The organism is bacterium (genome assembly GCA_023150945.1).
In the GTDB taxonomy this organism is placed as follows: domain Bacteria; phylum Zhuqueibacterota; class Zhuqueibacteria; order Zhuqueibacterales; family Zhuqueibacteraceae; genus Coneutiohabitans.
Genome location: JAKLJX010000001.1, coordinates 57,645 through 78,768 on the forward strand (window position 1 = coordinate 57,645; position 21,124 = coordinate 78,768).

Here is a 21,124-nt window from a genome sequence, read left to right on the forward strand (position 1 = left end):
ACTTTCCCGGGTTTGGGCGGTGTGCCGAGGCGGGGTGCGAAATCATGGGCACAAGGGAGAACGGTGAAAAGCAATGCCCGTCGATTACCGGGACGCGGCCACGCGCCATTTCGAAGATGCCAACCATCTCCATTCTGTGGGACGCTGGGCGAATGCAGATCATCTTTTCGGACTCTCTGCCGAATGCGCCCTCAAAGCGGTCATGCTGGCTCTGGGCATGGGAATGGATCCGAAGAAGCCAGACAAGCCGGAAGCTCCTTACGCTGTTCATATTGACAAGCTGTGGATGCAATTCCCGGCGTTTGCCAGTGGCCGTCAAGCCGCCAAGTATGCCGTGCTGATGGACCCGCAATTGAATCCGTTTCAAAGTTGGGATGTGAATCAACGGTACCATCATCGGTCAGAAATAACCAGGGAGATGGCTGATCAACACAAGGATGGCGCCGAAAGAGCCCGGGCCGTGCTCAAAATTGCAGAGTTGGATGGAGTGATAAAATGAGCGGACACCCCGTCTTTTTTGAACAAGCACTCACAAAGGCGCTCGAAACCGTCAAACAGTTTCACGGCCTTGCCCAGGAAATCACTCTTGTGCGGGATTTTCGTGGCCGGATTCGCCTCCTCCTTCCCGGAAGCGCAGTCGATTATCGGAACAAGGAACGGACGATCAAACGCCTGGCTGCTGCTTTGAGTGCAGCTCTGGGAGGATACGGTTTTCCTCCGGAGCAGATGATTTTGTACAATGAAGCCCTTGCCGTTGCTGCTAACGAGTTGAGTGATCGCTTTGCGCTCGATCAGAGTGACGGTATGACAATCCACCTTTTGGACCGGCAGATCACGGGCCAAGACTGGTTGAAGGATCCCTTTGCATCTCAAAACTCGAATCCTCGCGCTACTCTTTTCGGAGTCAAAGGCGGTGTCGGAAGATCCACAGCACTGATCATCTGGGCGTGGCATCTGGCGCAGCGCGGCAAAAAGGTTTTGGTGTTCGACCTCGATCTGGAAAGTCCGGGTGTCAGCAGCACTCTGCTGCCGCTGGAGGCAATGCCGGACTTCGGCATCGTTGACTGGTTCGTCGAAGACGGCGTTGGGCAGGGTGATCTGATCACGCCGGAGATGCTCGCGGTCAGTCCGCTGGCATCGGGATCTCGAGGCGATATCAAGATCGTACCCGCTTTCGGCAGCAAAACTGGCGAGTATCTCCCCAAGCTGGCGCGCTGTTACGCACAGTCAGCCGAGGCTGCTTCTTGGGGAGAGCGTTTGGAATGGATGGTGACGAGTTTTGAGCGGAATGAGCAACCCGACCTTGTCCTGCTCGACAGCCGCGCGGGTGTCCATGATATCGCTGCCGTCGCGATTACCCGGATGAATGCCTTTTCCCTTCTGTTTGCTGTGGACAGCGCCCAGACGTGGAGAGCCTATTCCTTTCTTTTTAATCACTGGAAGCGGCACGCCCGGCTGTCCGACCTTCGGCAAAGGATGCAAATCGTGGCCGCCATGGTGCCGGAAACAAACCGCGGCGAGCATTTGAAACGATTTCGAGAGCATGCATGGGATCTTTTTCGGGAAGGTCTTTATGATGAAGTCCCTGCAGAGGCCGCCGATGCGTTCACCTTCGATCTCAATGATGAAGAAGCCCCGCACTATCCTGCGCCGGTTTTCTGGCACCGGGCGTTGCAGGAGTTTGAGCCTTGTGCCCAAGCTGAAGGAATCGAAGGGAAAATGGCTGCAGAAGCGATGGGCTTGTTTATGGATCGTGCCGATCGTCTGGTCTTTGCCGGGGTTGATGAGGACAACGCCAAATGACTGAATTCGTCTTCGATGACAAAATCCGTGAGGTCATCAAGAAGGCGCTGCCTGATGATACCTCGCTGCATGGTACCCCGCCGGAATTGCGCTACACCTATCTGCCGGCGGCGCATGTCCGGGCGCTGCGGCCGGAAAACATGCTGGTGGTCGGCATTCGTGGCGCAGGCAAGAGTTTCTGGTGGTCGGTGTTGCAGGACGAAGCGAATCGCGCCGTCATCGGCAGCGCCATCGGCTTGGGCCGGAAGACACAGGTCTCGGCTGGTTTCGGAGAAAAACCAGAGCCGGAACGCTTTCCCGGCAAGGATGTCATCAACGCGCTTCTTCAGAAAGGATTCGAGACGCGCTTCATCTGGAAAACGATTATCTTCCGGCATATTGCCCAACAGCAATCTCCCGAGAATTTTCGCAGGTTGGAGACCTGGGCAGAACGGACTGCCTGGCTGAAGGACAATGCCGAGGCGGTAGAGAACATCATCTACAAAGCAGATGAGAAGTTGGAGTCCGAGGGCATCCATCATCTCGTGCTCTTCGACGCCCTTGACCGTAGCGCGAATGACTGGACGGTGAGGAATCGTCTTCTGCGCGAACTTCTGCAAATCGCCCTGGAGATCAGGTCCTATCGCAGAATCCGGCTGAAAGTGTTTGTGCGGCCCGATCAAATGGAAGCGCCCGAGGTGACTTCCTTCCCCGATTCTTCTAAGATTCTTTCGTCCAAAACCGATCTCTACTGGCCGCGCCATGAACTCTATGCTCTTTTGTGGCAATATCTTTCCAATTCCGATGATGGCGAGGTATTCCGCGAGGGAACCAGCCGGATGATCGGCGTTCGCTGGCAACAATCGGAAGGAATATGGATGGTGCCGGAGGAATTGCGTGACGACGAGCAGCAACGCAGAATCTTACATTCCATCACCGGACCTTACATGGGGCGCGATCGGCGTCGCGGTTTTCCCTATACCTGGCTGCCCAATCATCTCGGCGACACGAGAAACGAAGTCAGCCCGCGCAGTTTTCTGGCAGCGGTACGGCACGCGGCATTGGTCCACCGCCAACGGCCAGACCAGCAAAACCCACTGCACTATGAAGACATCAAACAGGGTGTGCAGGCGGCCTCGCAAATTCGAGTGAAGGAAATGAAGGAAGACTATCCCTGGGTTCAACATTTGTTGAAGCCATTGTCCGCCATCTCAGTCCCCTGCCCGATCAAGGATATTGAGCATGTCTGGACAAAGGGGAAGGTTCTAGAAATCCTCAAACAAGAAATCGAAGAAGCTGAGGAGCGGGTGCTTCCCCCCAATATCGCCCGTGGCACGGAAGGCGTCTTGAAAGATCTGATCGACCTTGGTTTGATGCAGCAAGTCTCGGGAAACCGGATCAATATTCCTGACGTGTATCGTGTTGGTTATGGCATCGGCCGGCGTGGCGGCGTAAAACCTGCTGCCATGAAAGCCGGGACGCGATAAGTCCTATGCATTAGCATTTTCCCACCGTGAATCACAATTCCTTTCAAATCAGACGCAAGGGAGATGAACATGAAGCACAGCATGCTGGCGCTGGCGTGCGTGTGGCTGGTGTGGAGCCATCCGTCTGCCGGCTGGGCGCAAGACGAATACCCCGTCAACGAAGCCGAGAAGAAATTCCGGCAGTTGTACGAGGAGTTCCGCAGTCCGAATGTCTATCGCACCGCTGCGGGCGCGCCCGGCCATCTCTACTGGCAGCAGCGCGCCGACTACGACCTGCACGTCGAGTTGGATGACGAACACCAGCGCCTGTCCGGCACCGGCACCATCACCTACCACAACGAATCACCGGATGCCCTGACCTACCTCTGGCTGCAGCTCGATCAAAACCGGCGGGCACGCGATTCCGACACTTATAAGACACAGACCAGCAGCATCTCCGATAACATGACTTTCAGTGAGTTGCAGCGGCTGCACCTCGATTTCGACGGCGGCTTCAAAATCGCATATGTCCGTGACGCCGTCGGCCGCGACCTGCCTTATGTCATCAATAAAACCATGATGCGCGTCGATCTGCCGCAACCGCTGCTGCCCAAGGGCCGCTACGTGCTCAAACTCAAATGGTGGTACAACCTCAACGACCGCATGAAAATGGGCGGCCGCTCCGGCTATGAGTATTTCCCCGCCGACAAGAATTATCTCTACACCATCGCGCAGTTCTATCCGCGCATGGCGGTCTACAGCGACGCGCAGGGCTGGCAGCACAAGCAATTTCTCGGCGCCGGCGAATTCACGCTGTGCTTCGGCGATTACTCCGTCAGCCTCACCGTGCCGGCCGATCACGTCGTGGCTGCCACCGGCGAGCTGCAAAACGCCGCCGAAGTCCTGACGCCGGCACAGCGCCGCCGCTGGCAACAGGCGCAAAGCGCGGCGGCACCGGTGATGATCGTCACCGCGGCCGAGGCCACGGCCGCGGAAAAATCCCGCAGCCCGCACAAAAAGACCTGGCGTTTCCGCGCGCAGCAGGTGCGTGATTTCGCCTTTGCCAGCTCGCGCAAATTCATCTGGGATGCCCTGCCGGTAAACTTCGGCAGTCGCACGGTGATGGCGATGTCGTTCTATCCCAAGGAAGGCAATCCGTTGTGGGAGCAGTATTCCACCAAAGTCGTGGCGCATACGTTGCGCTCCTATTCGGCTCGCACGTTTGATTATCCCTATCCGGTGGCGATATCGGTGCACGCCGACCGCATCGGCATGGAATACCCGATGATCTGTTTCAACGGCGGCCGGCCGGAACCGGACGGCACCTACAGCGAGCGCACCAAGTACGGCATGATCAGCGTCATCATTCACGAAGTCGGGCACAACTTTTTTCCGATGATCGTGAACTCGGACGAGCGGCAATGGACGTGGATGGATGAGGGGCTCAACACCTTTCTGCAATACCTGGCGGAGCAGGAATGGCAGCACGATTATCCCTCGCGGCGCGGGCCGCCGGCCAAAATCGTCGACTACATGAAGGGCGACCGCAACCGCCAGACGCCGGTGATGGCCAATTCCGAATCGCTGCTGCAATTCGGTGAAAATGCCTACGCCAAGCCCGCCACCGCGCTCACCATTCTGCGCGAAACCGTGATGGGTCGCGAGCTGTTTGACTTTGCCTTCAAAACCTATGCCCAGCGCTGGCGGTTCAAGCAGCCCACGCCGGAAGATTTGTTCCGCACGCTGGAGGACGCTTCCGGGGTCGATCTCGACTGGTTTTGGCGGGGCTGGTTCTATTCCACTGAGCACGTCGATGTGGCGCTCACCGCGGTGAACTGGTACAAGATCGACACGCAGGATCCCGACTTGGAGAAGCCGCTGGCCAAATCCAACCTGCAAGAGCAGCCGCAATTTCTCGGCGAACTGCGCGACCGGCGGACTATCAGCGCCACGATGATCGAGCGCGACACCAGCCTGCAGGATTTCTACAACAAGTATGATCCTTTTGCCGTTTCGATTCTCGACCGCAAAGAATTCGAGCGTTATCTCGGCACGCTGGAGGAAACGGAAAAACAACTGCTGCGGGCCGGCTACAATTATTATGAGCTGCACTTCGCCAATCTCGGCGGGTTGGTGACGCCGCTGATTTTAGAATTCGAATATCAGGATGGCGCGAAAGAAGTACACCGCCTGCCGGCGGAGATTTGGCGTTACAACGATAAGCAGATCAGCAAGGTTTTCGTCACCGCCAGGGAGATGCGCGGCGTCACGCTCGATCCCTTTCTCGAAACCGCGGACACCGATCTGAGCAACAACCACTGGCCACCGCGGCCCAGCCCCACGCGCTTTCAACTGTTCAAGCAGCGCGAAAGCGAGCCGGAGAATCCCATGCAGCGCCAGCAGCGGATCGACGAGATGAATCGGCGGGAAACGACTCGGTCGCGGGAAGGCAAAAGCGGAGAAAGCCCCTCGGGCAGCCAGTGATCGGCAGGCCGCCGGTTGGGCGCTTGCTGCGCGGTGCAATCCTTGCCTGGGCGGCGCAGCGTTTTCAGCGGAGAATGCTCGAACCCCACCACAGCAAGGCCTTGCGCTGTGGTGGGATTTTTTTGCGGGTGGGCATTTTCAACCGGCCAGGCGTACTCCGGAAGCGGCCGGCCTATTCAATCACCACGGCGGTGCCATACACCAGAATCTCGGCGGCATTGGCCATGATGTAGCTGGTGGAGAAACGGATGTCGACGATGGCGTTGGCACCCAGGGCTTGCGCCTCGCTGATCATGCGGTCGAGCGCCTGCTCGCGCGATTCTCCCAGCAGCTTGGTGTATTCCTCGATTTCGCCGCCCAGGATGTTCTTGAACACGGCCACGATGTCTTTGCCGATATGCCGCGCCCGGATGGTGTTGCCGCGCACCAGGCCGCATGTTTTCACGATCCGTTTGCCCGCCACCGTGCTCGCAGTGACGACGATCATCGCTCAATCTCCTTCTGATATTTGTCGGTTCGCGCCGTAAACAGTTTTTCGCGCAACACGGAAACCAGCAACAGCGCGGCACCGGCGATCACCGCCAGAATTGCGATCTTCATCACCAATTCGACCTCGGTGTCGGCCAACAGCGCCACGATCGCTTGGTAGCCGCCATAGGTCAGCAAAATCACCGCGCCGAGCGAGAGCAAAATCCAGCCGAAGCCGCGCTCCAGGCGGTTGTACACGCTGCGCCAGTAGTTCTCCCAAACTTCCGGCGGGGGATTCTTGAATTGCATGGCTTGCGTCACCTCCTTCAGCTTGGCATACTTCAGCCATTCAGCCTGACATTCCGGGTAATTTTGCACAAAATGCTCGAACTGCGGCCGCGTCTGGGCGTCCAGTTCGCCGTCGACCGCGGCCATGAGCAGGAGTTGAAACCGTTCGCGTTCGGATTCCGGCAGGTGCATCACAGATAATTCTCCATCAATTCGCGCAGCCGCCGGCGCGCCTCGAACAGCCGCGACATCACCGTGCCCACCGGACAATGCAGGGCCTCGGCAATCTCCTTGTAAGACATGCCTTGAAAATCCTTCAGCACGATCACCTCGCACGCCGCCGGTTTGAGCGAAGCCAGCGCCCGCCAGAGCGCGTCCTGCAGCTCGTTGCGCTCGGCGAGCACGGCCGGGTCTTCTTCCGTTGCAGCCGCGACCTGCTCCATCACCGATTCCCCGATCTCTGCAAAGGGCCGCGCGCGCCGGCTACGATCGCGCCGCAGATTCAAGCAGAGATTGCGGAGAATCCGATAGTACCAGGTGAAGAAGGCGCCGGCCGCGGCGTCGAACTTCGCGATCGCGCGGTAGGCGCGCACGAACGCTTCCTGGGAGAGATCGCGCGCGTCCTCCGGCGAGCCGGTCAACGCCAGAGCAGTGAAATAAGCCCGCTGCATATGGCGTTGCACCAACAGGCCAAAAGCGTGCGCCTCGCCGCGCTGGCTGCGCAGAACGAGCCCATGATCGTTTTCCGCTTCGGATTCCGGCATATGTTGTTTGCGAGAATGAAACACCGCAGCGCCGGTTTTATTCGGCGCCGCGCAGCACTTTTTCGGAGAGAATAACAGCAACCGTGGGGAGATTTGCCAGGCAAAAATTGGCGGGAAAGAAGAAGCGACCTGTTGTGCAGCGCGGCCGCGATTACTCGTAATGCAGCGCTTGCGCCGGCCGCACTTTGGTGGCAAGCCAACTCGGGTACAGACTCGCCGCCAGCGTGAGTCCATAGAGAACCAGCAGCGCCAGCAACACACCCTGGGCATAGACCTTCACGCTCACGGTGCTGATCAGATCGAGCAGCGGAAACTGCACCACCAGGATCACGCCCAGCACGACGCCGAGTGAAGTCAGCACCAGCGTCTCGCCCAAGATTTGTTTGTGAATCGCCGCGGCCGTTGCGCCTTTTGCGCGCCGCAAGCCGATTTCCTTCGTGCGCTGGGTCACGTTTTGCCACAAGATCCCCACCAAACCCAAGCCGACCATGATCATGAGAAAAGCCGCGATCAACCCGAGCAAAATGACCGGCACCAGGCGCAACTTCATCGCCACCTCGCGCTTGTGCGTGAGCGGCTGGATTTCAAAAGACCATTCCCGGGCCACTGCCTCCAGCCGGGCCGCCAGCCGCTCTTCGAACGCGGCGCTCGCGCCCGGGCGAACTTTGATCAACAGATTCGCGGGTGGACGATTGCGCGGGTCGTCCAAACGCTTGCGCTCGAACAGATAATTTCCCGGGCCGACGAACTCGCCGTCGCGGCGAAAATCCGAGATCACGCCGATTACCCGCACTTCTTCCTCCTGTGAGGACCAGGGTTCGAACGGGCGACCAATGGGATCGTCATGGCCAAACAACTCACGGCTCAACCGTTGGTTGATCACCACTGGCTTCCAATTCGAGGCATCATCCGTCTGATCGAACCAGCGCCCGGCCAGCAATTGCAGGTTCAGCGTTTGGAGAAAAGTGTCGGTGACCTCATTGACTTCCATCTCGACGCGCCGGCCCTTGAATTCATTCACCGACTGGCGCGAGCCGAGGCCGTAGGGTGTGCTCAATGCGCCGCAGGCCGATTCGATTTCGGGGAAATCCTGCAGCGCCAGGAACAATTGCCGGGTGGTGCTGACCATCTCGGCAGACCAGACATCGTCCGTGGCGGTGTTCATGTCGATGCCGATGTTCCAGACGTTTTCATAGACAAATCCCAGCGGCCGGCCATAGTTGTCTTGATAATAAGCGGCCAGCGTCATCACCGCGACCAGCACGATGAACGAGAAGAAAATTTCGAGCATGAGCAGCAAGTTGGAGCGCTTGCGATTCCACACCAGCTTGAAGAGATGTTTGATCATAGACTTTGCCCTCGCAATGCGTCAACGGGATGCAGCCGCGACATTTTCCACGCGGGATAGACTCCGGAAAACAAGCCGAAGAACAGCGCGGCCGTCAGGCCATAGAGGAAGATGCGGTAATTCATCTGAAAGTGGGCATACTGAATCAGCCCGCTGTCGGTGAGGGCGTTCAGGAGGAACAGCGCGGCGACAAAGCCGAACGCGCCGCCGATCAAGGTCAACAGGACGTTCTCCACTACGAACTGCCCCACCAGCGTCCATGACGAGGCGCCGAAGGCTTTGCGCACGCCGATCTCCGAGGCCCGCTCCAGAATGCGGCTCACGTTGAGGTTGATGAGATTGATGGCGGGCAACAGCATGAACAGCACCGCCAGCGCGAGCAGCAATCCGAGCAGATAGCCGGCGTAGTTGCGTGCGTCGCGGTCGCGGCCAAACATGCCGCGCGCCACGGATTCGAACAGGGTTTCGGCAGCAGTGATGATCCGGCTGTACTCGCGCGCATTGGGAAACTCCACGCGCGCCAGCGCGGTTTGCAGCTCTTCCTTGATTTTGGGCAAATCGCCGGGAGTGCGCGCCAGGAGCAACGCCAGAAAATCGCCGGTCGCATCGCGCAGATAGCCGTTTGATTTGGCAGTGCTGAGCGGCACCCAGACGTCGGCAAACGAAGTGACGCGGAAGATCGGAATATTCGGCACCACGCCGACCACACGAAAGCGCTGGCCGTCAACTGCGATGGTCTTGCCGACGGCCGGCTGCCCTTTGAAAAACAGCTCAGCCGTGGCCCGATTGATCACGGCCACGAAGTTCGCCTCGCGTTCGTCCGCGGCGGTGAACGGCCCGCCTTCGAGAAACTCGAAATCCAGAATGTTCCAGAACTCGCCGTCCGTGCGTTTGAGAAAGAGGCTGTGCTTTTCATCCGCCACGTACGCGGCCACGCTGCGCTGGGTGGAGTAGAGGGAAACTCTTGCAGGCGTGGCGAGCGTGCGCACGTAGCGATCCAAAAACCAGTAAGGCGCGGCGCCGGTGCGCTCAAAGCTGTTGGTGAGTTCCATCCGCACGGTGTAGATGCCGAGCGTGCGGTCGGTGCGCACTTCCGGCGGCAGCGGACCGAAAGCATGGTCGAGCAGCGCGCTCGCCACCATCAACACCACCAGCGTGAAGCTGACGCCGAACAGGCTGATGAAAGTGAAGAATTTCCGCCGCAGCAAAACCTTGATGGCGATTTTCAAATAGTTCTTGAGCATGAGTTCTCCTTGCTGGCCGGCGCCGCTCAGTTGACCTGCCGGCCGTCAAACAGCCTGACGATGCGTTCGGCCTTTTCGCCCAGGCGGGGATCGTGGGTCACCATCACCACGGTGGTCTTCTCGTTTTGGTTAAGCTCAAACAGGATGCTCATAATCTCATCGCCCATGTGGCTGTCGAGATTGCCGGTGGGTTCGTCCGCCAACAGCACTTTCGGCCGGCCCACGATGGCGCGTGCAATCGCGACGCGCTGCTGCTGTCCGCCGGAGAGTTGCGAGGGAAAATGATGCACGCGTGAGGTCAAACCGACGCGCTCCAGCGCCGCCAAAGCCAGGCGCCGGCGTTCGCTGTTCGACATCCGCCGGTAGAGCAGCGGAATCTCCACGTTGTCCACCACGCTGAGATCGGTGATCAGGTGGAAGCTCTGAAAGATGAAGCCGATGTATTCGTTGCGCAGCCGGGCGAGCCGCTTGTCGCGGAATGAGGCGACGGCGCTGCCGTCGAGCATGATCCGGCCTTTGGTCGGCTCGTCCAGCAAGCCGATGAGATTGAGCAGCGTGCTCTTGCCCGAGCCGGACGGCCCCATCACCGCGATGAATTCGCCCTCCCGCACCTGCAGGTTGCAGCGCGACAGCGCCAGCGTCTCGATCTTGTCGGTGCGGTAGACCTTCTCGACCTCTTCGAGTTGAATCATATTGCCTCCGTTGCCATGCACCACCGGTGGAACAGCGTGTGCTATTTGATTTTCACTTCCCGCAGATGCGCGAAATCCTGCATATCCGAGATGATCACTTCGTCGCCCTCCCGCAGTCCGGCCTCGACTTCCAGGTTCTCGAAGCCCACCAGCCCGACGCGCACGGGTGTGCGCACCGCAACCCCGCCGCGCACCACGAACACCTGTTGGTCGCCTTCACTGCCCAGCAGGGCGCCGCGCTGGAGGCGCAGCACACGGTCTTTGGCCGCAGTGACGACGAACACGTCGACCCGCAGGTTCGCACGCAGCCGGCTGTTGGTTTTGTCCTCCAGACTCACGTAAAAAGTGACGATTCCGTTTTGAATCGTGGGCAGGACGCTCGCAATCGTGCCGTTGAGAAACACCTCATCGCTGAGCCGGATTTGGGCCGGCAATCCGGCTGCCAGTCGCACGGCATGCACATCGGAGATCGTCGCCTCCACGCGAAACGCGCGCAAATCCGCAATCCTGGCGACGACTTCGCCTTTGCGAATCGTTGCGCCTTCCTGCGGCACCACCCAGGTGAGCACACCGGCGTGCGGCGCTGGGGTGGCTGCCAGTGCGAGCTGGCGCGCAGCCTCATCGCGTTCCCCGCGCGTGATGCGGGTCTCCAGCGTCACCCCCTCCAACTGATTTTGCAGCGAATGCTGGGTGTTGGCGATCGAGCTCTCGAGTTGTGCCAATTCGAGCTGGGCGATTTCCAGTTCCAGCTTCGCTTGCCGCACCAGCTCCTTGCTGCTGCCGCCGATTTGAAACAACTTTTCCTCCTGGGCGACTCTCGCCTGGAGATATTCGACGCGCAGACGTTTGATCTGCAACTGGCTGCGCAGATCGTTGAGCGTGCGTTCCAGGTCGATCTTGAGCTGTGCCTGGCGGTTTTCTTTGAGGCCAAGCTGCTCGTTGAGCCGGGACCAGGCCAGTTCCGCCTCGCTCACGTCGAGCTGCAGAATCGGCTCGCCGGCGGCAATCGCGGCGCCTGCTGTTTGCAGAATGCGCAGCACGCGCGTGTCAATCGGGCTGGAGATCACCTGCTCGAACTCGGGCACCACGGTGCCGGCCGCGGAGATGGTCGCGGCAATCGGGCCGCTCGCCACGCGCGCGGTGCGAATGCGGTTCTTGCTCACGCTGGGCGTCATCCAGCTCGGCAGCCAGAGCAGCACCGCCACCACCGGCAGCACGATTGCGCCCAGACGCAGATAGCGCCGGGTGAGCCGCTGTTTTTGAAATGCCGCGTCGAGCGGACGATCCATGTCGGTTTCCTTCCACCTTGTTTGGATTCATCCGGCCTGATTGCAAGCGGCATACCATTTTGCAAGCTTCGGTTTTGGTGGAAGTTGGAAGATGCAGGTGAAAAGAAGGGATGTTCAATTCTGAACAGTGAGTGTTCAGAAGCGGTTGGTGCCGCGGTGAGAGTGACGCGCAACAAGCGGAGGCAAATCTTGGAATGAAAATGTGAATTTCACCAAGAGAATGCTGCAACGAGGCTGAGCTCGAGGTGGCAAGTTCAATTGAGGGCAAGACAGTTGCTCTTGCCCTCAATCGATTTTCCAGTACGCCGAGCCGCTATTTCTTTCCGACCAAATAGCCGGCGCCAAAACCCACGGCCGCGCTCAGGGCGTTGCCCGGCGTGAATTTGAACCAGTGGCTGACGACTTCTTTGCGGTATTTCTTGTCAAGCTCCGCGTATTCCGTTTTGAGATTTTCGTAAGTGCTGCGCAGGCTGTCGGCTTTCAACGTGAGCGCCTGGATTTGAATGTCCTGCTCCGCCGCCGTTTGCTGCCAGGTGGTGATCGTGCTGTCCTTCAGCGCCACTTCGCGTTGGCGCTTGTCCAACTCGGTTTTGATTTCGGCCACTTCCGCGCCGAAGAAACGCGGGGCGAGCAGCGCGTGCACGCCGTCTGGCCGGGTGGCTTCCCAAAACTGGCCGGCCCAATGCGGAAAGGCCTGATCGAGTTCGTGATTGACTTCTGTCGCCGTCCAGAGCTTGTCGAGGCGCGCCAGAGTGCGGCGATATTCCTTTTCCAAATTCGCCAGTTCGCGCGCCAACTCTTCGCGCGCCGCAGCCAGCTCGGCCTCGCGCCGGCGGGAATCGGCAATGACCGCGTCCAGGCTGTCGGCATAGCGTTGCAGCGCCGCGTCTTTGCGCTGGAGCTCTTCGAGTTTTTGGGTCTGCGCCTGCAGTTTGGCGCGCGTGTCGCGCAGCGAATTCCAGATGCTCCAGCCCACTGCCAATCCCACCAGAACGACGAGTGCCGTGATGATCCAGGCGAACAGGCCTTTGCGCTCAGCCATGCTTCACCTCCAGGCGGTTGCCGGTCTTCGCAATTCCCAATTTCTGCGCAAACTCTGCGACCACGGCCTCTTCACCGGCCAGCAGGCGGTACGACACGGCGAATCCTTCCGCTTGCGCATCGAACAACTCGATTTCCGTCTGCCGGCTCTCGACTTCGAGAATGAGCTGGCGAATCACCCACTTGGCGCCGCGCGCCAGCTTGGCCGTTTCTTCACGATTGTGCTCAGTCATACTGCCTCCGTTCACTGGGGTGGAATAGCGGCTGGTGCCGATTGCCGCCGCGCGATTTTGTTTACGCTTGCAGGGCGGCCAGGCCGCTCAACTCAGCAGCAGGCGAAACTCCTTGAACCAGGTCGCCAGGCTCTCATGGTAGAAATGCGAGGCATAGCCCGGGCCGTTGTAGAAGCGCGCCAGGGTGTGAAAATCAGCTTCGCTGGGATTTCTTTTGATGACGACTTCGCGGCGCTGCGCCAGAAAGCGCGCCACGAACAGGACTTGATCCGCCAGCGGGCTGGTGAACATCGCATGCGCCGAGGCCGCGCCCACCCGCCGGTAGTTCTCTCCCATGATCTGGCCCAGGCCGAAACTCATCGAGCGGTAACGCAGTTCGACGAAATCCGTCCGCGGCTCCTGCTGGTTGAAACGGGACAAATAATGCTGCTCGAACCGCGGCCGCACCACACCGCCGGTTTCTTGTTTGATGATCGCGAGCATCCACTCCGGCACAATGGCGAAACCCTGCTCGCTGCGCACGCCCTGAATCGCGGCGTCGACCAGTGTGCCATAGCGGTTGAGGATTTCCTTGCAGGGCAGAAACTGCGAGCGATGCAGGCCGTTGAGATGAAACAGCGCCTCTTCGAAATCACCGCACATGAGATTCCTGGTTTCGATCATGCGCAGGGCGGTTTGCAGCATCTTCTCCAGCGTCGCCACCGTCAAGCGCGTGTCCGGAATCGCCACAATGTTCTTGCTCGCCGTCTGCCAGGTGCAGTCGTAGCACAGCATGCTGCGCCGTAAATTGGAGTTCAAGCTATTTTCGAACTGAAACTGCGCCACCGCGCGATTGGTGCCGCGGCCGAAATCTCCGTCGATGGCAAAGGCGCCGGTGGAGCTGGTGGAATAGCCCAGGAAGATCAGCAAGCGCTGCACCGCCTTGATGGAAGCCTCGCCCGCGGATTTGCGGGTCAGCGTCGCATCGCCGGATTCCAGCCGGCGCAGATCGCTTTTCCACTCCGCCGTGCTGCCCTCCGGCAAAGTGAGAATGCGCTCGATGCGCGGATCATTGGTGATGTTCATGACGATTTCCTCCAGAGTGATGGTGAATCCTGCCGTTGAAACCGCAAAGTCCTTCCCCCTGCCAATACGGCGCAGGCTTTCGATTTGCAGACCGGCCGCCGGCTGGTGCGAAGTGGCCGGCAAATTAGGGCGGTGATCTCAGCTTGTGCCGCGCGCGGTTTGAGCGATTGCAGTGAGCAATCACCAGTTTCTTGCTGCTATCTTCGTGTCTTGCCGGCCAGCAACACCCTGGCCGGTCAAGCAGAGCCGAGGCCGCATGGTCCACCGGCAATCTTCGGTGATCGAACTGGTATGCCGTTACCTTGCAAAGCAAATCACTATCGCTGTCATCCTGCAAGGATCCTGTGAAGAGTTGAGCACGGTGCCAAGTGCCTCACAAGATTCCTTCCGAATGACACTCGCAATCACTTACACAAATCAAAGTAACAAAATGCTGGCTTCACGTGCGCAGCCACACCCAGGCGATGACCACCAAGTTTGTCACGGTGCCGACCGGCACATACCAGAGTCCCAGCACGGCCACGACCAGCAAGGCCGAGCGCGCCCAGGGCCTGCGCATCAGCCAGGCCACCAGCACGGCCAGATAGGCAAGGCCATAGCCAACGAAGATGAGCTTCATTGCCGGCGAGCGCGGCGCGAGACCAACCGCCTGCACGACACTCGCCCACGGCCCGAGCTGACCCGCATGCGGGCCACTGCCCGGCGTGACATAGTCGCCCACCACCAGCGCGCGCGTGCCATCGCAGACCATCCAGCCCGCGGTGATGATGATCAGAACAGAGATGAACCTGCGCATGTGAACCCTCCCAAGTTTGTAGAATGTTGCCGGAAACGGTTCGGGCGCCGCCGGTGAAAAGTCCTCGTATTCAGTCAAGCGGCAGCGGTTGGCGGCAGCGAAGCACCAGGATATCGGTTTTCCGCCACGGCGTTTTTCTGCTGCAAGCTAGGCATCTGCTCAGGCGCCGGCCTCTGCCGTGGCTTCGGCCTCGGAGGGATGCTGCGGCGTACCCAGTTCTGCAACGTTTTGGTGAATCTTGGCCACCGCGCGCACAATGTCTTCCATGTCCGCTTCGGTGCCGAGCAAAACGCTTTGCGCCAGCCAGACGGCCTCCTCATTGCAGGCATGCTCACACACCGGCAGATGCAGCCCCGCGTAGTCACGGTCTGCGATCCAGGGATATTCCCGCGGATCCAGCGCGAACAGCGGCTCGCGATAGAGCGGCGCATAGCCTTTGTAGGCGGGAATGCCCTCGGCCTGCAGCGCCTGCAGGAATTTTTCGCGCGGCAGATGGTTGAACGCCTCGGCGTCATAACGAAAGATGTACAAATGGCGGGCGTGCCGCGTGACGTGCGGATGAACCAGCAGCGGCCGGATGCCGGGAATTTCGCACAGCCGCCGATCGAGATAGAGCGCGTTGCGATCGCGCACCCGCATGTCCTGCTCGATGGTGGCAAATTGCGCCTGCAGCACGGCGGCGGACCAGGCGGTCATGCGCATGTTGGAGCCGAGCACGCGATGCTCATACCAGGCGCCGTCACGCACGCGGCCGCAATTGTAGTAGGAGAAGCACAAATCCATCAGCTCTTTTGAATCCGACACCAGCGCGCCGCCTTCGCCGGCAGTCATGTTCTTGGAAGATTGAAAGGAGAAGGAGCCGACCTCACCGAGCGCGCCGACCCGCCGGCCTTTCCACTCCGCGCCGTGCGCCTGCGCCGCGTCTTCGATCACTTGCAAGCCGTGCCGGGCCGCAATCGCAGTGAGGGCGTCGAGATCAGCAGGCTGGCCGGCAATATGCACCGGCATGAGCGCGCGTGTGCGCGGCGTGATCGCCGCCTCGACGAGTTGGGGATCGAGGTTGTAAGTGTCGGGATCGATATCGACAAAAACCGGAACGGCATTGGCCATCAACACCGAGGAGGCCGTGGCAATGAAAGTGTAGGGCGGAATGATGACTTCATCGCCCGCTTTGACGCCGCAGGCTTTGAGCGCCACCCACAGGCTGGCGGTGCCGTTACACATCGCCAGGGCGTACTTGGCCTGCTGGAATTCCGCAAAGCGTTTTTCGAATTCCGCCACGTGCGGGCTGCGAATTCCCCACGCGCCGCTTTCCCACGCCTGGTGCAGCGCGGCTGCATGTTCGGGCCGCAGGAGCGGCCATTTTGGAAACGGTTTGGTTCGGGTCGGCGTGCCGCCGAGCAGGGCGAGATGAGGCATAGAGAGAATCAAAGATAAGAGGTGAAGAGGAGATGAACGAGGCGCCGGTTGGCGGCCTCATTCTTTGCCGAGTTTGCGCAGGGCGGTCAGGGCGATGGTCAACGCACTGAGACTGTCTTCCGGCGTTACCAGCAGGGGCGTACCGCGGCGCACGTGATTGAGAAACTGGCTCATCTGTGCGCGATAGCCGTCCACCGCCGGCACGGCAACCACTTCGCGGCCGCGGCTGCTTTCCACGTGCAACAGGCCGTCATCGGGATCGATCGCGATGCGGCCCAGCGCGCCTTCGAAGAGCAGCGACCGTTCGTTGCGGTGGTGCAGCCAACTGCCTTCGACTTCCGCGCGCGCGCCGCCTTTGAAATACAAATGCACGATCGCGTGCTGCCAGCCCTCGGGATCCTTGCTGGGCACGGTTTCCGCCTCCACGCGCGTGGCCTTGCCCAGGCACCACTGCAAAAAGTCGAAATCATGAATCATCAAGTCGAGCACGCAGCCGCCGCTCTGCTCGAAATCGTGGAACCATGAGCCGCGTTCTTCGGCAGTCGCGGCGTTCAAGCGGCGACAGGCAACTTTGCGCAGCGTGCCGATGACACCGGCGCGCAGCAGTTCGCGCGCCCGGGCGTAACGTGGAAAGAACCGCAGCGTGTGGCCAATGTAGAGGCGGCCGGTCGACTGGCGGGCGGCGGTGAGCATGGCCTGCGCCTGCGATTCGGTGCGCGCCATGGGCTTTTCACAAAAGACGTGCCTGCCCGCAGCGAGCGCGGCGAGGACATGCTCGTGGTGCAACGCCGTCGGACTGGAGACCAAAACCACATCGAGGCCGGGATGTTTGAGCAGGTCGTGGGTCATCATCGCTTGCCCGCCAAACTCCGCCGCCGCCTTTTCCGCGTTGTGCCAGTGGCCCGCCGACCACGCCACCATCTCGGTGCCGCCCAGTTCGCGCAATACCTGGGCATGCACGCGCGCGATGCGCCCCGCTCCGATAAAGCCGAAGCGGAGAGGTTTCGTGTCTGGCATCGTTGGTGCTGTCAAAAAAACCGGTTCACAGCCACCCCAAAGAGCAAAATCAAATACCGCCAACAGGATCGTTCGCGTCCGACCGCGATTTCGGAGGGACACCAACGTGACAAGGGTGAGTGAGAAAATTCTCTCCACAACACGAACAAGTTTCAACTCAAAGAAGATCGCCAACTGAGAGAAGCAACCCAATCGATGGAAGAGATTGGTATCAGTTGGAAATGCTTCTTTGCTTTTGATGCAAAAATTTCACTTTGCCGGAGCCAGCTTCCCCTCTCCTTGTCAAAAGAGGGGAGTTGCAGGCAATCTTCTGACTCGCTTTCTTCCTGCTCTCAAGAGCGGGAACGGGAGACAGTGAGTTGCCTGGCCTCAACACATTTGATTCAGCCTTGTCACGCTGATCGCCGCCGCGCGCCCTCACACCGACACGAGCGTGAGATTGCGGCGCAGCGCCTTGTAGGCGCCGCCGGCCTCTTCCTTGACTTCCGTTCTGAGCAGATTGCCAATCACCTCGCGCTCCTGCGGCTCCAGTTCCACGGCGAATCCTGAAAGGCACGCCTGCAATTGCACCAGCGTGCTGACGCCCACCACCGGGCAGGTGACGGCCGGCGAGGCCCGCAGCCAGGCCAGGGCCACATCACTCATGCTCAAGTTGTTCTGCCGCGCATAGTCGGAAAGGCGGGCCAGGTCCTCGCTGTATGCCGCCAGCCAACGGCCGATGCGCTCATCGGTGATTGCCCGCGAATCTGCCGGCAGTTCTTCCGCAGTGGAATAACGGCCGGCCAGCAAACCCATGGCCAGCGGGCGATAAGCCATGACCGCCACACCCAGCGCGTGCGCCATGGGCAACACTTCCACCTCGGCGCCGCGCTCGATCAAGTTGTAGGGAATCTGCAGGCAGGTTAACGGCAGCCGGCCCTCTTGGGTCGCCACGGCATTCGACATCACGAACATGTAGGCCGGGTAATTGCAGCATCCCACGCAACGCGCCTTGCCCTGCCGGCTCACCTGATCCAGCGCGCGCATCACTTCTTCCAGATGCATGCCGGGCTTGGGCCAGTGAATGAGATACAAGTCGAGATAGTTGGTTTGCAGACGGCGCAGGCTCTCTTCGATGCTGGTGACGATCGCCTCTGCATCGAAGCCCTTGTGCACTTTGGAGGCCAGCACGAATTGGTGGCGCCGGCCCCGCAACAGGCGGCCGAGCATTTCCTCGGTGCGGCCGTCGCAATACATGGCCGCGGTGTCGAGAAAGTTGACGCCTTGTTCGAGACCATGGCTGAGAATGCGGTCGGCTTCCGCCTCGCTGCAGCGATCACCGAACATCATCGTGCCGAGGCACATCTCCGATACCTGCATGCCGGTTTTGCCGAAGGCGACTTGCTTCATCAAGGCTCCCGCGGTGAGCTCCATAAACGAGAATGCCCCAGCGTGTGGCCGCGGCTGGGGCGTCATGCCCGGGTTTGATCTGGCCAAAATGATAAAAAGGGCGCGCGAGAATAGCAAGCGCCATTTCGCCGACGCACGCTGCCGGCGCTTTCTCGCCGCCGGCGTGGTTTCGACTTCCTGCTTGATTTTGTGCGCCACAACCCGCACTATTGCGCAACACGCAACGAGCGCCGGGAGACTGATGGCTCAATGGCATTACCTTTTGAGGGAGAATCCATTCCGATCCTGGCTGCGCCCAGGTTATGTGATCGTTGGTTTGATTCGAAATAGCATTTGACCTGACCATGACCCCACTTACCTCCGCGATCGCGGCCATGATCGCGCTGCGCCGCCCGTTTTTCGAGGCCTGCACGGCCTTTCGCCTCTGCCATCATGAACTGGGCCAGGGCTTGACCATCGACTACTATGGCGGCTATCTGTTGTTGATTCATTATGCGGATTTCCCGGAACAAAAACTCGCCGGCCTGGCACTTGCGGTGGCCGAGGGCCTGGCTGACGCAGCGGTGCCGGTGAAGGCCGCGCTGGCCCGCTTCCGGCCCGACAATCTCTCGCATGCCACGGCGGAGCCGGAGGCCGGCAGCCTTCGCCCCACGTTGTTGTTCGGCTCGGCACCGCCGGCACGCTTCGCGATTCGGGAATACGATCTGCAATTCGCCGTGTCGTTTGAAGAAGGCCACAGCACGGGATTGTTTCTCGATATCAAGCAGGCGCGGCAGGAGCTGAAGCAACTTCTGACGCCGGGCGCGGAGGTGCTGAATTTGTTCTCCTACACCGGCGGTTTTTCGATTGCGGCAGCGCGTGCCGGCGCCGGCCGCGTCATCGAAGTCGATACCAGCGTCAAGTGGCTGCAGTGGGCGCGGGAGAATCAGGCGCTCAATCAGGTCAGCATGGTGCGCCAGCGCCGGGAGGAGGCGGTTCGTTTTCTGCGCAAGCAGAAAGACGGATCATTCGATGTGATCATTTGCGATCCGCCGACCTATGCCACGCAAAAGTCCGGCAACCGTTTCACCGTGGCCAAGGGCTTTGCCGGCATGATGCCGGAGTTTCGCCGTGTTCTGCGCAGAGGCGGCCATTTGCTGGCGTGCACGAACTATCGCGGCATTTCACCGCCGAAGTTCTTCAGCCTGTTCGCGGCCGCCTTCACCCTGCAGCGGGAGATTGGCATCAGCGCGGACTTCGCGGGAGATGACTATCTCAAAGTCGGCTGGTTTCAGGTCAAACGTGATTGAGCAGCATCAATTCTTTGGGATGAGGATTGAGATAGATTTGATCCTGCAGGTAGGCGAGATCGAATTTGCGCACGTAATGCCGGAGCAACGTGAGCGGCACGATGAGCGGCAGCAGCCCGGCATGATAATCGGTGATGGTGGCATGCAGCTCCTGCTTGTCGCGCTCGTCGAGTTGCTTCTTCAGATAGCTGGTGAGATGCTGCAGCACGTTGGTGTGTTTCTTCGGTGAGGCCGGCCGCCGCAACGCGGCGAAGAAAAGCTCGGTATAGCGGGCCAGCAGTCCCTTGGGCGTGAGCGCTTTGGCGCCCGCCACCAGGCGCCCAAGCTCGCTCAGGTATTTCGGGCTGTGGGCCATGAGCAAATACTTGTGCTGCGCGTGAAACCGCACCAGCGCGCTGACGCGCAGCGGCTGTTGCTGCAACTGCTGCCAGCGGAAGTGGCAAAACACGCGCACGATGAAGTTTTCGCGCAGGCGGGGATCACTCAACCGGCCTTCCTCTTCCACGGGCAGAATGGTCATCTTCTCCAGCAATGCGCGCGCAAACAAGCCCACGCCGGTCTTGGTGGGAACATGATTGTCATCGTAAACCTTCACCCGCTCCATGCCGCAGGTGGGCGAATCCTTCTTGAGCAGATAACCGTGCAGCCCGAGTTTCTCCAACTGCGCAACTTTGGCGCGGGCATAGGCCAGCATGGTTTCGGTGTAATCGCGTTCGGTTTTCGTGGTCACCAGGCGGGGCGCTTCCGGCCGGCCGAGTAGGTGCAGCGCTTCGCGCGGCGCGCCCAGCCCGATTTCCATCTCCGGGCACACCGGCACCCATTCGAAGAATTGCGCCAGGGTCTTGGTGATGTATTGATCTTTCTTGTGTCCGCCGTCGAAGCGCACGTTTTCCCCCAACAGGCAGGAACTGATGCCCAGGCGAATCTTTTCAGTGTTGGTTGCGGCTGCGGTACTCATGGTCGGCCTCCGGCAAAGATCGATGCGGGATGAATTGCGCCGCAAGTAAACAAAAAAATACCAGCGGCGCAAGCGCCGGCGCCGTGAAAATT

At 59.8% G+C, this 21,124-nt stretch carries 20 protein-coding genes; 5 read left to right on the forward strand and 15 right to left on the reverse strand.

The features are described from left to right. The first annotated feature begins 73 nt into the window (after positions 1-73). The 4 genes from L6R21_00215 (at position 74) to L6R21_00230 (ending at position 5,732) form a co-directional block, all read left to right on the forward strand. Entirely contained in the window at positions 74-499 is a 426-nt protein-coding gene (locus L6R21_00215; GenBank protein MCK6557596.1) for an SAM-dependent methyltransferase, read from the forward strand. Beyond that, a complete protein-coding gene (locus tag L6R21_00220) occupies positions 496-1,803 on the forward strand; it encodes a ParA family protein (protein ID MCK6557597.1) in 1,308 nt (435 codons plus the stop codon). The genes L6R21_00215 and L6R21_00220 overlap by 4 nt, the downstream gene beginning before the upstream one ends. Further along, positions 1,800-3,269, forward strand: a complete 1,470-nt coding sequence (locus tag L6R21_00225; protein MCK6557598.1) for a hypothetical protein — start codon at positions 1,800-1,802, stop codon at positions 3,267-3,269. The genes L6R21_00220 and L6R21_00225 overlap by 4 nt, the downstream gene beginning before the upstream one ends. A gap of 69 nt (positions 3,270-3,338) precedes the next feature. Further along, positions 3,339-5,732 carry a M1 family metallopeptidase gene (locus L6R21_00230; GenBank protein ID MCK6557599.1) on the forward strand — a complete coding sequence of 798 codons (2,394 nt, stop codon included), beginning with the start codon at positions 3,339-3,341 and terminating at the stop codon, positions 5,730-5,732. Between the two features lie 172 nt (positions 5,733-5,904). Here L6R21_00230 and L6R21_00235 read toward each other — a convergent pair whose 3' ends face one another. The 14 genes from L6R21_00235 to L6R21_00300 all read right to left on the reverse strand — a co-directional run bounded on the left by L6R21_00235 (position 5,905) and on the right by L6R21_00300 (position 18,785). Beyond that, on the reverse strand, positions 5,905-6,219 hold the full coding sequence (locus L6R21_00235) for a YbjQ family protein (protein MCK6557600.1): 315 nt from the start codon (positions 6,217-6,219) through the stop codon (positions 5,905-5,907). Continuing rightward, a complete protein-coding gene (locus L6R21_00240) occupies positions 6,216-6,683 on the reverse strand; it encodes a hypothetical protein (protein MCK6557601.1) in 468 nt (155 codons plus the stop codon). The genes L6R21_00235 and L6R21_00240 overlap by 4 nt, the downstream gene beginning before the upstream one ends. Beyond that, positions 6,680-7,252: a sigma-70 family RNA polymerase sigma factor gene (locus tag L6R21_00245; protein MCK6557602.1), complete on the reverse strand. Its 573-nt coding sequence runs from the start codon at positions 7,250-7,252 to the stop codon at positions 6,680-6,682. Before L6R21_00245 ends, L6R21_00240 begins: the two co-directional genes overlap by 4 nt. Positions 7,253-7,403: 151 nt before the next feature. Continuing rightward, positions 7,404-8,600, reverse strand: a complete 1,197-nt coding sequence (locus L6R21_00250) for an ABC transporter permease (protein ID MCK6557603.1) — start codon at positions 8,598-8,600, stop codon at positions 7,404-7,406. Next, positions 8,597-9,844: an ABC transporter permease gene (locus L6R21_00255; protein ID MCK6557604.1), complete on the reverse strand. Its 1,248-nt coding sequence runs from the start codon at positions 9,842-9,844 to the stop codon at positions 8,597-8,599. Before L6R21_00255 ends, L6R21_00250 begins: the two co-directional genes overlap by 4 nt. A gap of 26 nt (positions 9,845-9,870) precedes the next feature. After that, positions 9,871-10,536, reverse strand: coding sequence for an ABC transporter ATP-binding protein (locus L6R21_00260; protein MCK6557605.1), 666 nt, complete (start codon positions 10,534-10,536; stop codon positions 9,871-9,873). 41 nt (positions 10,537-10,577) lie between these two features. Then, complete coding sequence (locus tag L6R21_00265) at positions 10,578-11,825, reverse strand: efflux RND transporter periplasmic adaptor subunit (protein MCK6557606.1); 1,248 nt, start codon at positions 11,823-11,825, stop codon at positions 10,578-10,580. A gap of 313 nt (positions 11,826-12,138) precedes the next feature. Next, entirely contained in the window at positions 12,139-12,867 is a 729-nt protein-coding gene (locus tag L6R21_00270) for a hypothetical protein (GenBank protein ID MCK6557607.1), read from the reverse strand. Beyond that, positions 12,860-13,099, reverse strand: coding sequence for a hypothetical protein (locus L6R21_00275; GenBank protein ID MCK6557608.1), 240 nt, complete (start codon positions 13,097-13,099; stop codon positions 12,860-12,862). Before L6R21_00275 ends, L6R21_00270 begins: the two co-directional genes overlap by 8 nt. An 87-nt stretch (positions 13,100-13,186) precedes the next feature. Continuing rightward, positions 13,187-14,164, reverse strand: coding sequence for an N-acetylmuramidase domain-containing protein (locus L6R21_00280; protein ID MCK6557609.1), 978 nt, complete (start codon positions 14,162-14,164; stop codon positions 13,187-13,189). Positions 14,165-14,603: 439 nt separating this feature from the next. Beyond that, positions 14,604-14,960: a hypothetical protein gene (locus L6R21_00285; GenBank protein MCK6557610.1), complete on the reverse strand. Its 357-nt coding sequence runs from the start codon at positions 14,958-14,960 to the stop codon at positions 14,604-14,606. Between the two features lie 159 nt (positions 14,961-15,119). Beyond that, positions 15,120-16,379 (reverse strand): DegT/DnrJ/EryC1/StrS family aminotransferase, encoded by a 1,260-nt coding sequence (locus tag L6R21_00290; protein MCK6557611.1) that lies wholly within the window; start codon positions 16,377-16,379, stop codon positions 15,120-15,122. Positions 16,380-16,436: 57 nt separating this feature from the next. Next, positions 16,437-17,396, reverse strand: a complete 960-nt coding sequence (locus L6R21_00295; GenBank protein MCK6557612.1) for a Gfo/Idh/MocA family oxidoreductase — start codon at positions 17,394-17,396, stop codon at positions 16,437-16,439. Positions 17,397-17,813: 417 nt separating this feature from the next. Then, on the reverse strand, positions 17,814-18,785 hold the full coding sequence (locus L6R21_00300) for an aldo/keto reductase (GenBank protein ID MCK6557613.1): 972 nt from the start codon (positions 18,783-18,785) through the stop codon (positions 17,814-17,816). Between the two features lie 344 nt (positions 18,786-19,129). On the opposite strand from L6R21_00300, the gene L6R21_00305 reads away from it, so the two are divergent. Continuing rightward, the gene (locus L6R21_00305; GenBank protein MCK6557614.1) at positions 19,130-20,074 is read left to right on the forward strand and encodes a class I SAM-dependent methyltransferase; all 945 of its coding nucleotides are present in this window, start codon (positions 19,130-19,132) and stop codon (positions 20,072-20,074) included. On the opposite strand, the gene L6R21_00310 is transcribed toward L6R21_00305, so the two are convergent. Beyond that, on the reverse strand, positions 20,061-21,032 hold the full coding sequence (locus L6R21_00310; protein ID MCK6557615.1) for a DUF1722 domain-containing protein: 972 nt from the start codon (positions 21,030-21,032) through the stop codon (positions 20,061-20,063). The genes L6R21_00305 and L6R21_00310 overlap by 14 nt on opposite strands. Positions 21,033-21,124: the final 92 nt, after the last annotated feature.

Bases quoted from the DNA above. Each gene is read 5' to 3' on its own strand.
- L6R21_00215 (MCK6557596.1), top strand. From the start codon at position 74: ATGCCCGTCGATTACCGGGACGCGGCCACGCGCCATTTCGAAGATGCC.
- L6R21_00220 (MCK6557597.1), top strand. From the start codon at position 496: ATGAGCGGACACCCCGTCTTTTTTGAACAAGCACTCACAAAGGCGCTC.
- L6R21_00225 (MCK6557598.1), top strand. From the start codon at position 1,800: ATGACTGAATTCGTCTTCGATGACAAAATCCGTGAGGTCATCAAGAAG.
- L6R21_00230 (MCK6557599.1), top strand. From the start codon at position 3,339: ATGAAGCACAGCATGCTGGCGCTGGCGTGCGTGTGGCTGGTGTGGAGC.
- L6R21_00235 (MCK6557600.1), bottom strand. From the start codon at position 6,219: ATGATCGTCGTCACTGCGAGCACGGTGGCGGGCAAACGGATCGTGAAA.
- L6R21_00245 (MCK6557602.1), bottom strand. From the start codon at position 7,252: ATGCCGGAATCCGAAGCGGAAAACGATCATGGGCTCGTTCTGCGCAGC.
- L6R21_00250 (MCK6557603.1), bottom strand. From the start codon at position 8,600: ATGATCAAACATCTCTTCAAGCTGGTGTGGAATCGCAAGCGCTCCAAC.
- L6R21_00255 (MCK6557604.1), bottom strand. From the start codon at position 9,844: ATGCTCAAGAACTATTTGAAAATCGCCATCAAGGTTTTGCTGCGGCGG.
- L6R21_00260 (MCK6557605.1), bottom strand. From the start codon at position 10,536: ATGATTCAACTCGAAGAGGTCGAGAAGGTCTACCGCACCGACAAGATC.
- L6R21_00265 (MCK6557606.1), bottom strand. From the start codon at position 11,825: ATGGATCGTCCGCTCGACGCGGCATTTCAAAAACAGCGGCTCACCCGG.
- L6R21_00270 (MCK6557607.1), bottom strand. From the start codon at position 12,867: ATGGCTGAGCGCAAAGGCCTGTTCGCCTGGATCATCACGGCACTCGTC.
- L6R21_00275 (MCK6557608.1), bottom strand. From the start codon at position 13,099: ATGACTGAGCACAATCGTGAAGAAACGGCCAAGCTGGCGCGCGGCGCC.
- L6R21_00280 (MCK6557609.1), bottom strand. From the start codon at position 14,164: ATGAACATCACCAATGATCCGCGCATCGAGCGCATTCTCACTTTGCCG.
- L6R21_00285 (MCK6557610.1), bottom strand. From the start codon at position 14,960: ATGCGCAGGTTCATCTCTGTTCTGATCATCATCACCGCGGGCTGGATG.
- L6R21_00290 (MCK6557611.1), bottom strand. From the start codon at position 16,379: ATGCCTCATCTCGCCCTGCTCGGCGGCACGCCGACCCGAACCAAACCG.
- L6R21_00295 (MCK6557612.1), bottom strand. From the start codon at position 17,396: ATGCCAGACACGAAACCTCTCCGCTTCGGCTTTATCGGAGCGGGGCGC.
- L6R21_00300 (MCK6557613.1), bottom strand. From the start codon at position 18,785: ATGAAGCAAGTCGCCTTCGGCAAAACCGGCATGCAGGTATCGGAGATG.
- L6R21_00305 (MCK6557614.1), top strand. From the start codon at position 19,130: ATGACCCCACTTACCTCCGCGATCGCGGCCATGATCGCGCTGCGCCGC.
- L6R21_00310 (MCK6557615.1), bottom strand. From the start codon at position 21,032: ATGAGTACCGCAGCCGCAACCAACACTGAAAAGATTCGCCTGGGCATC.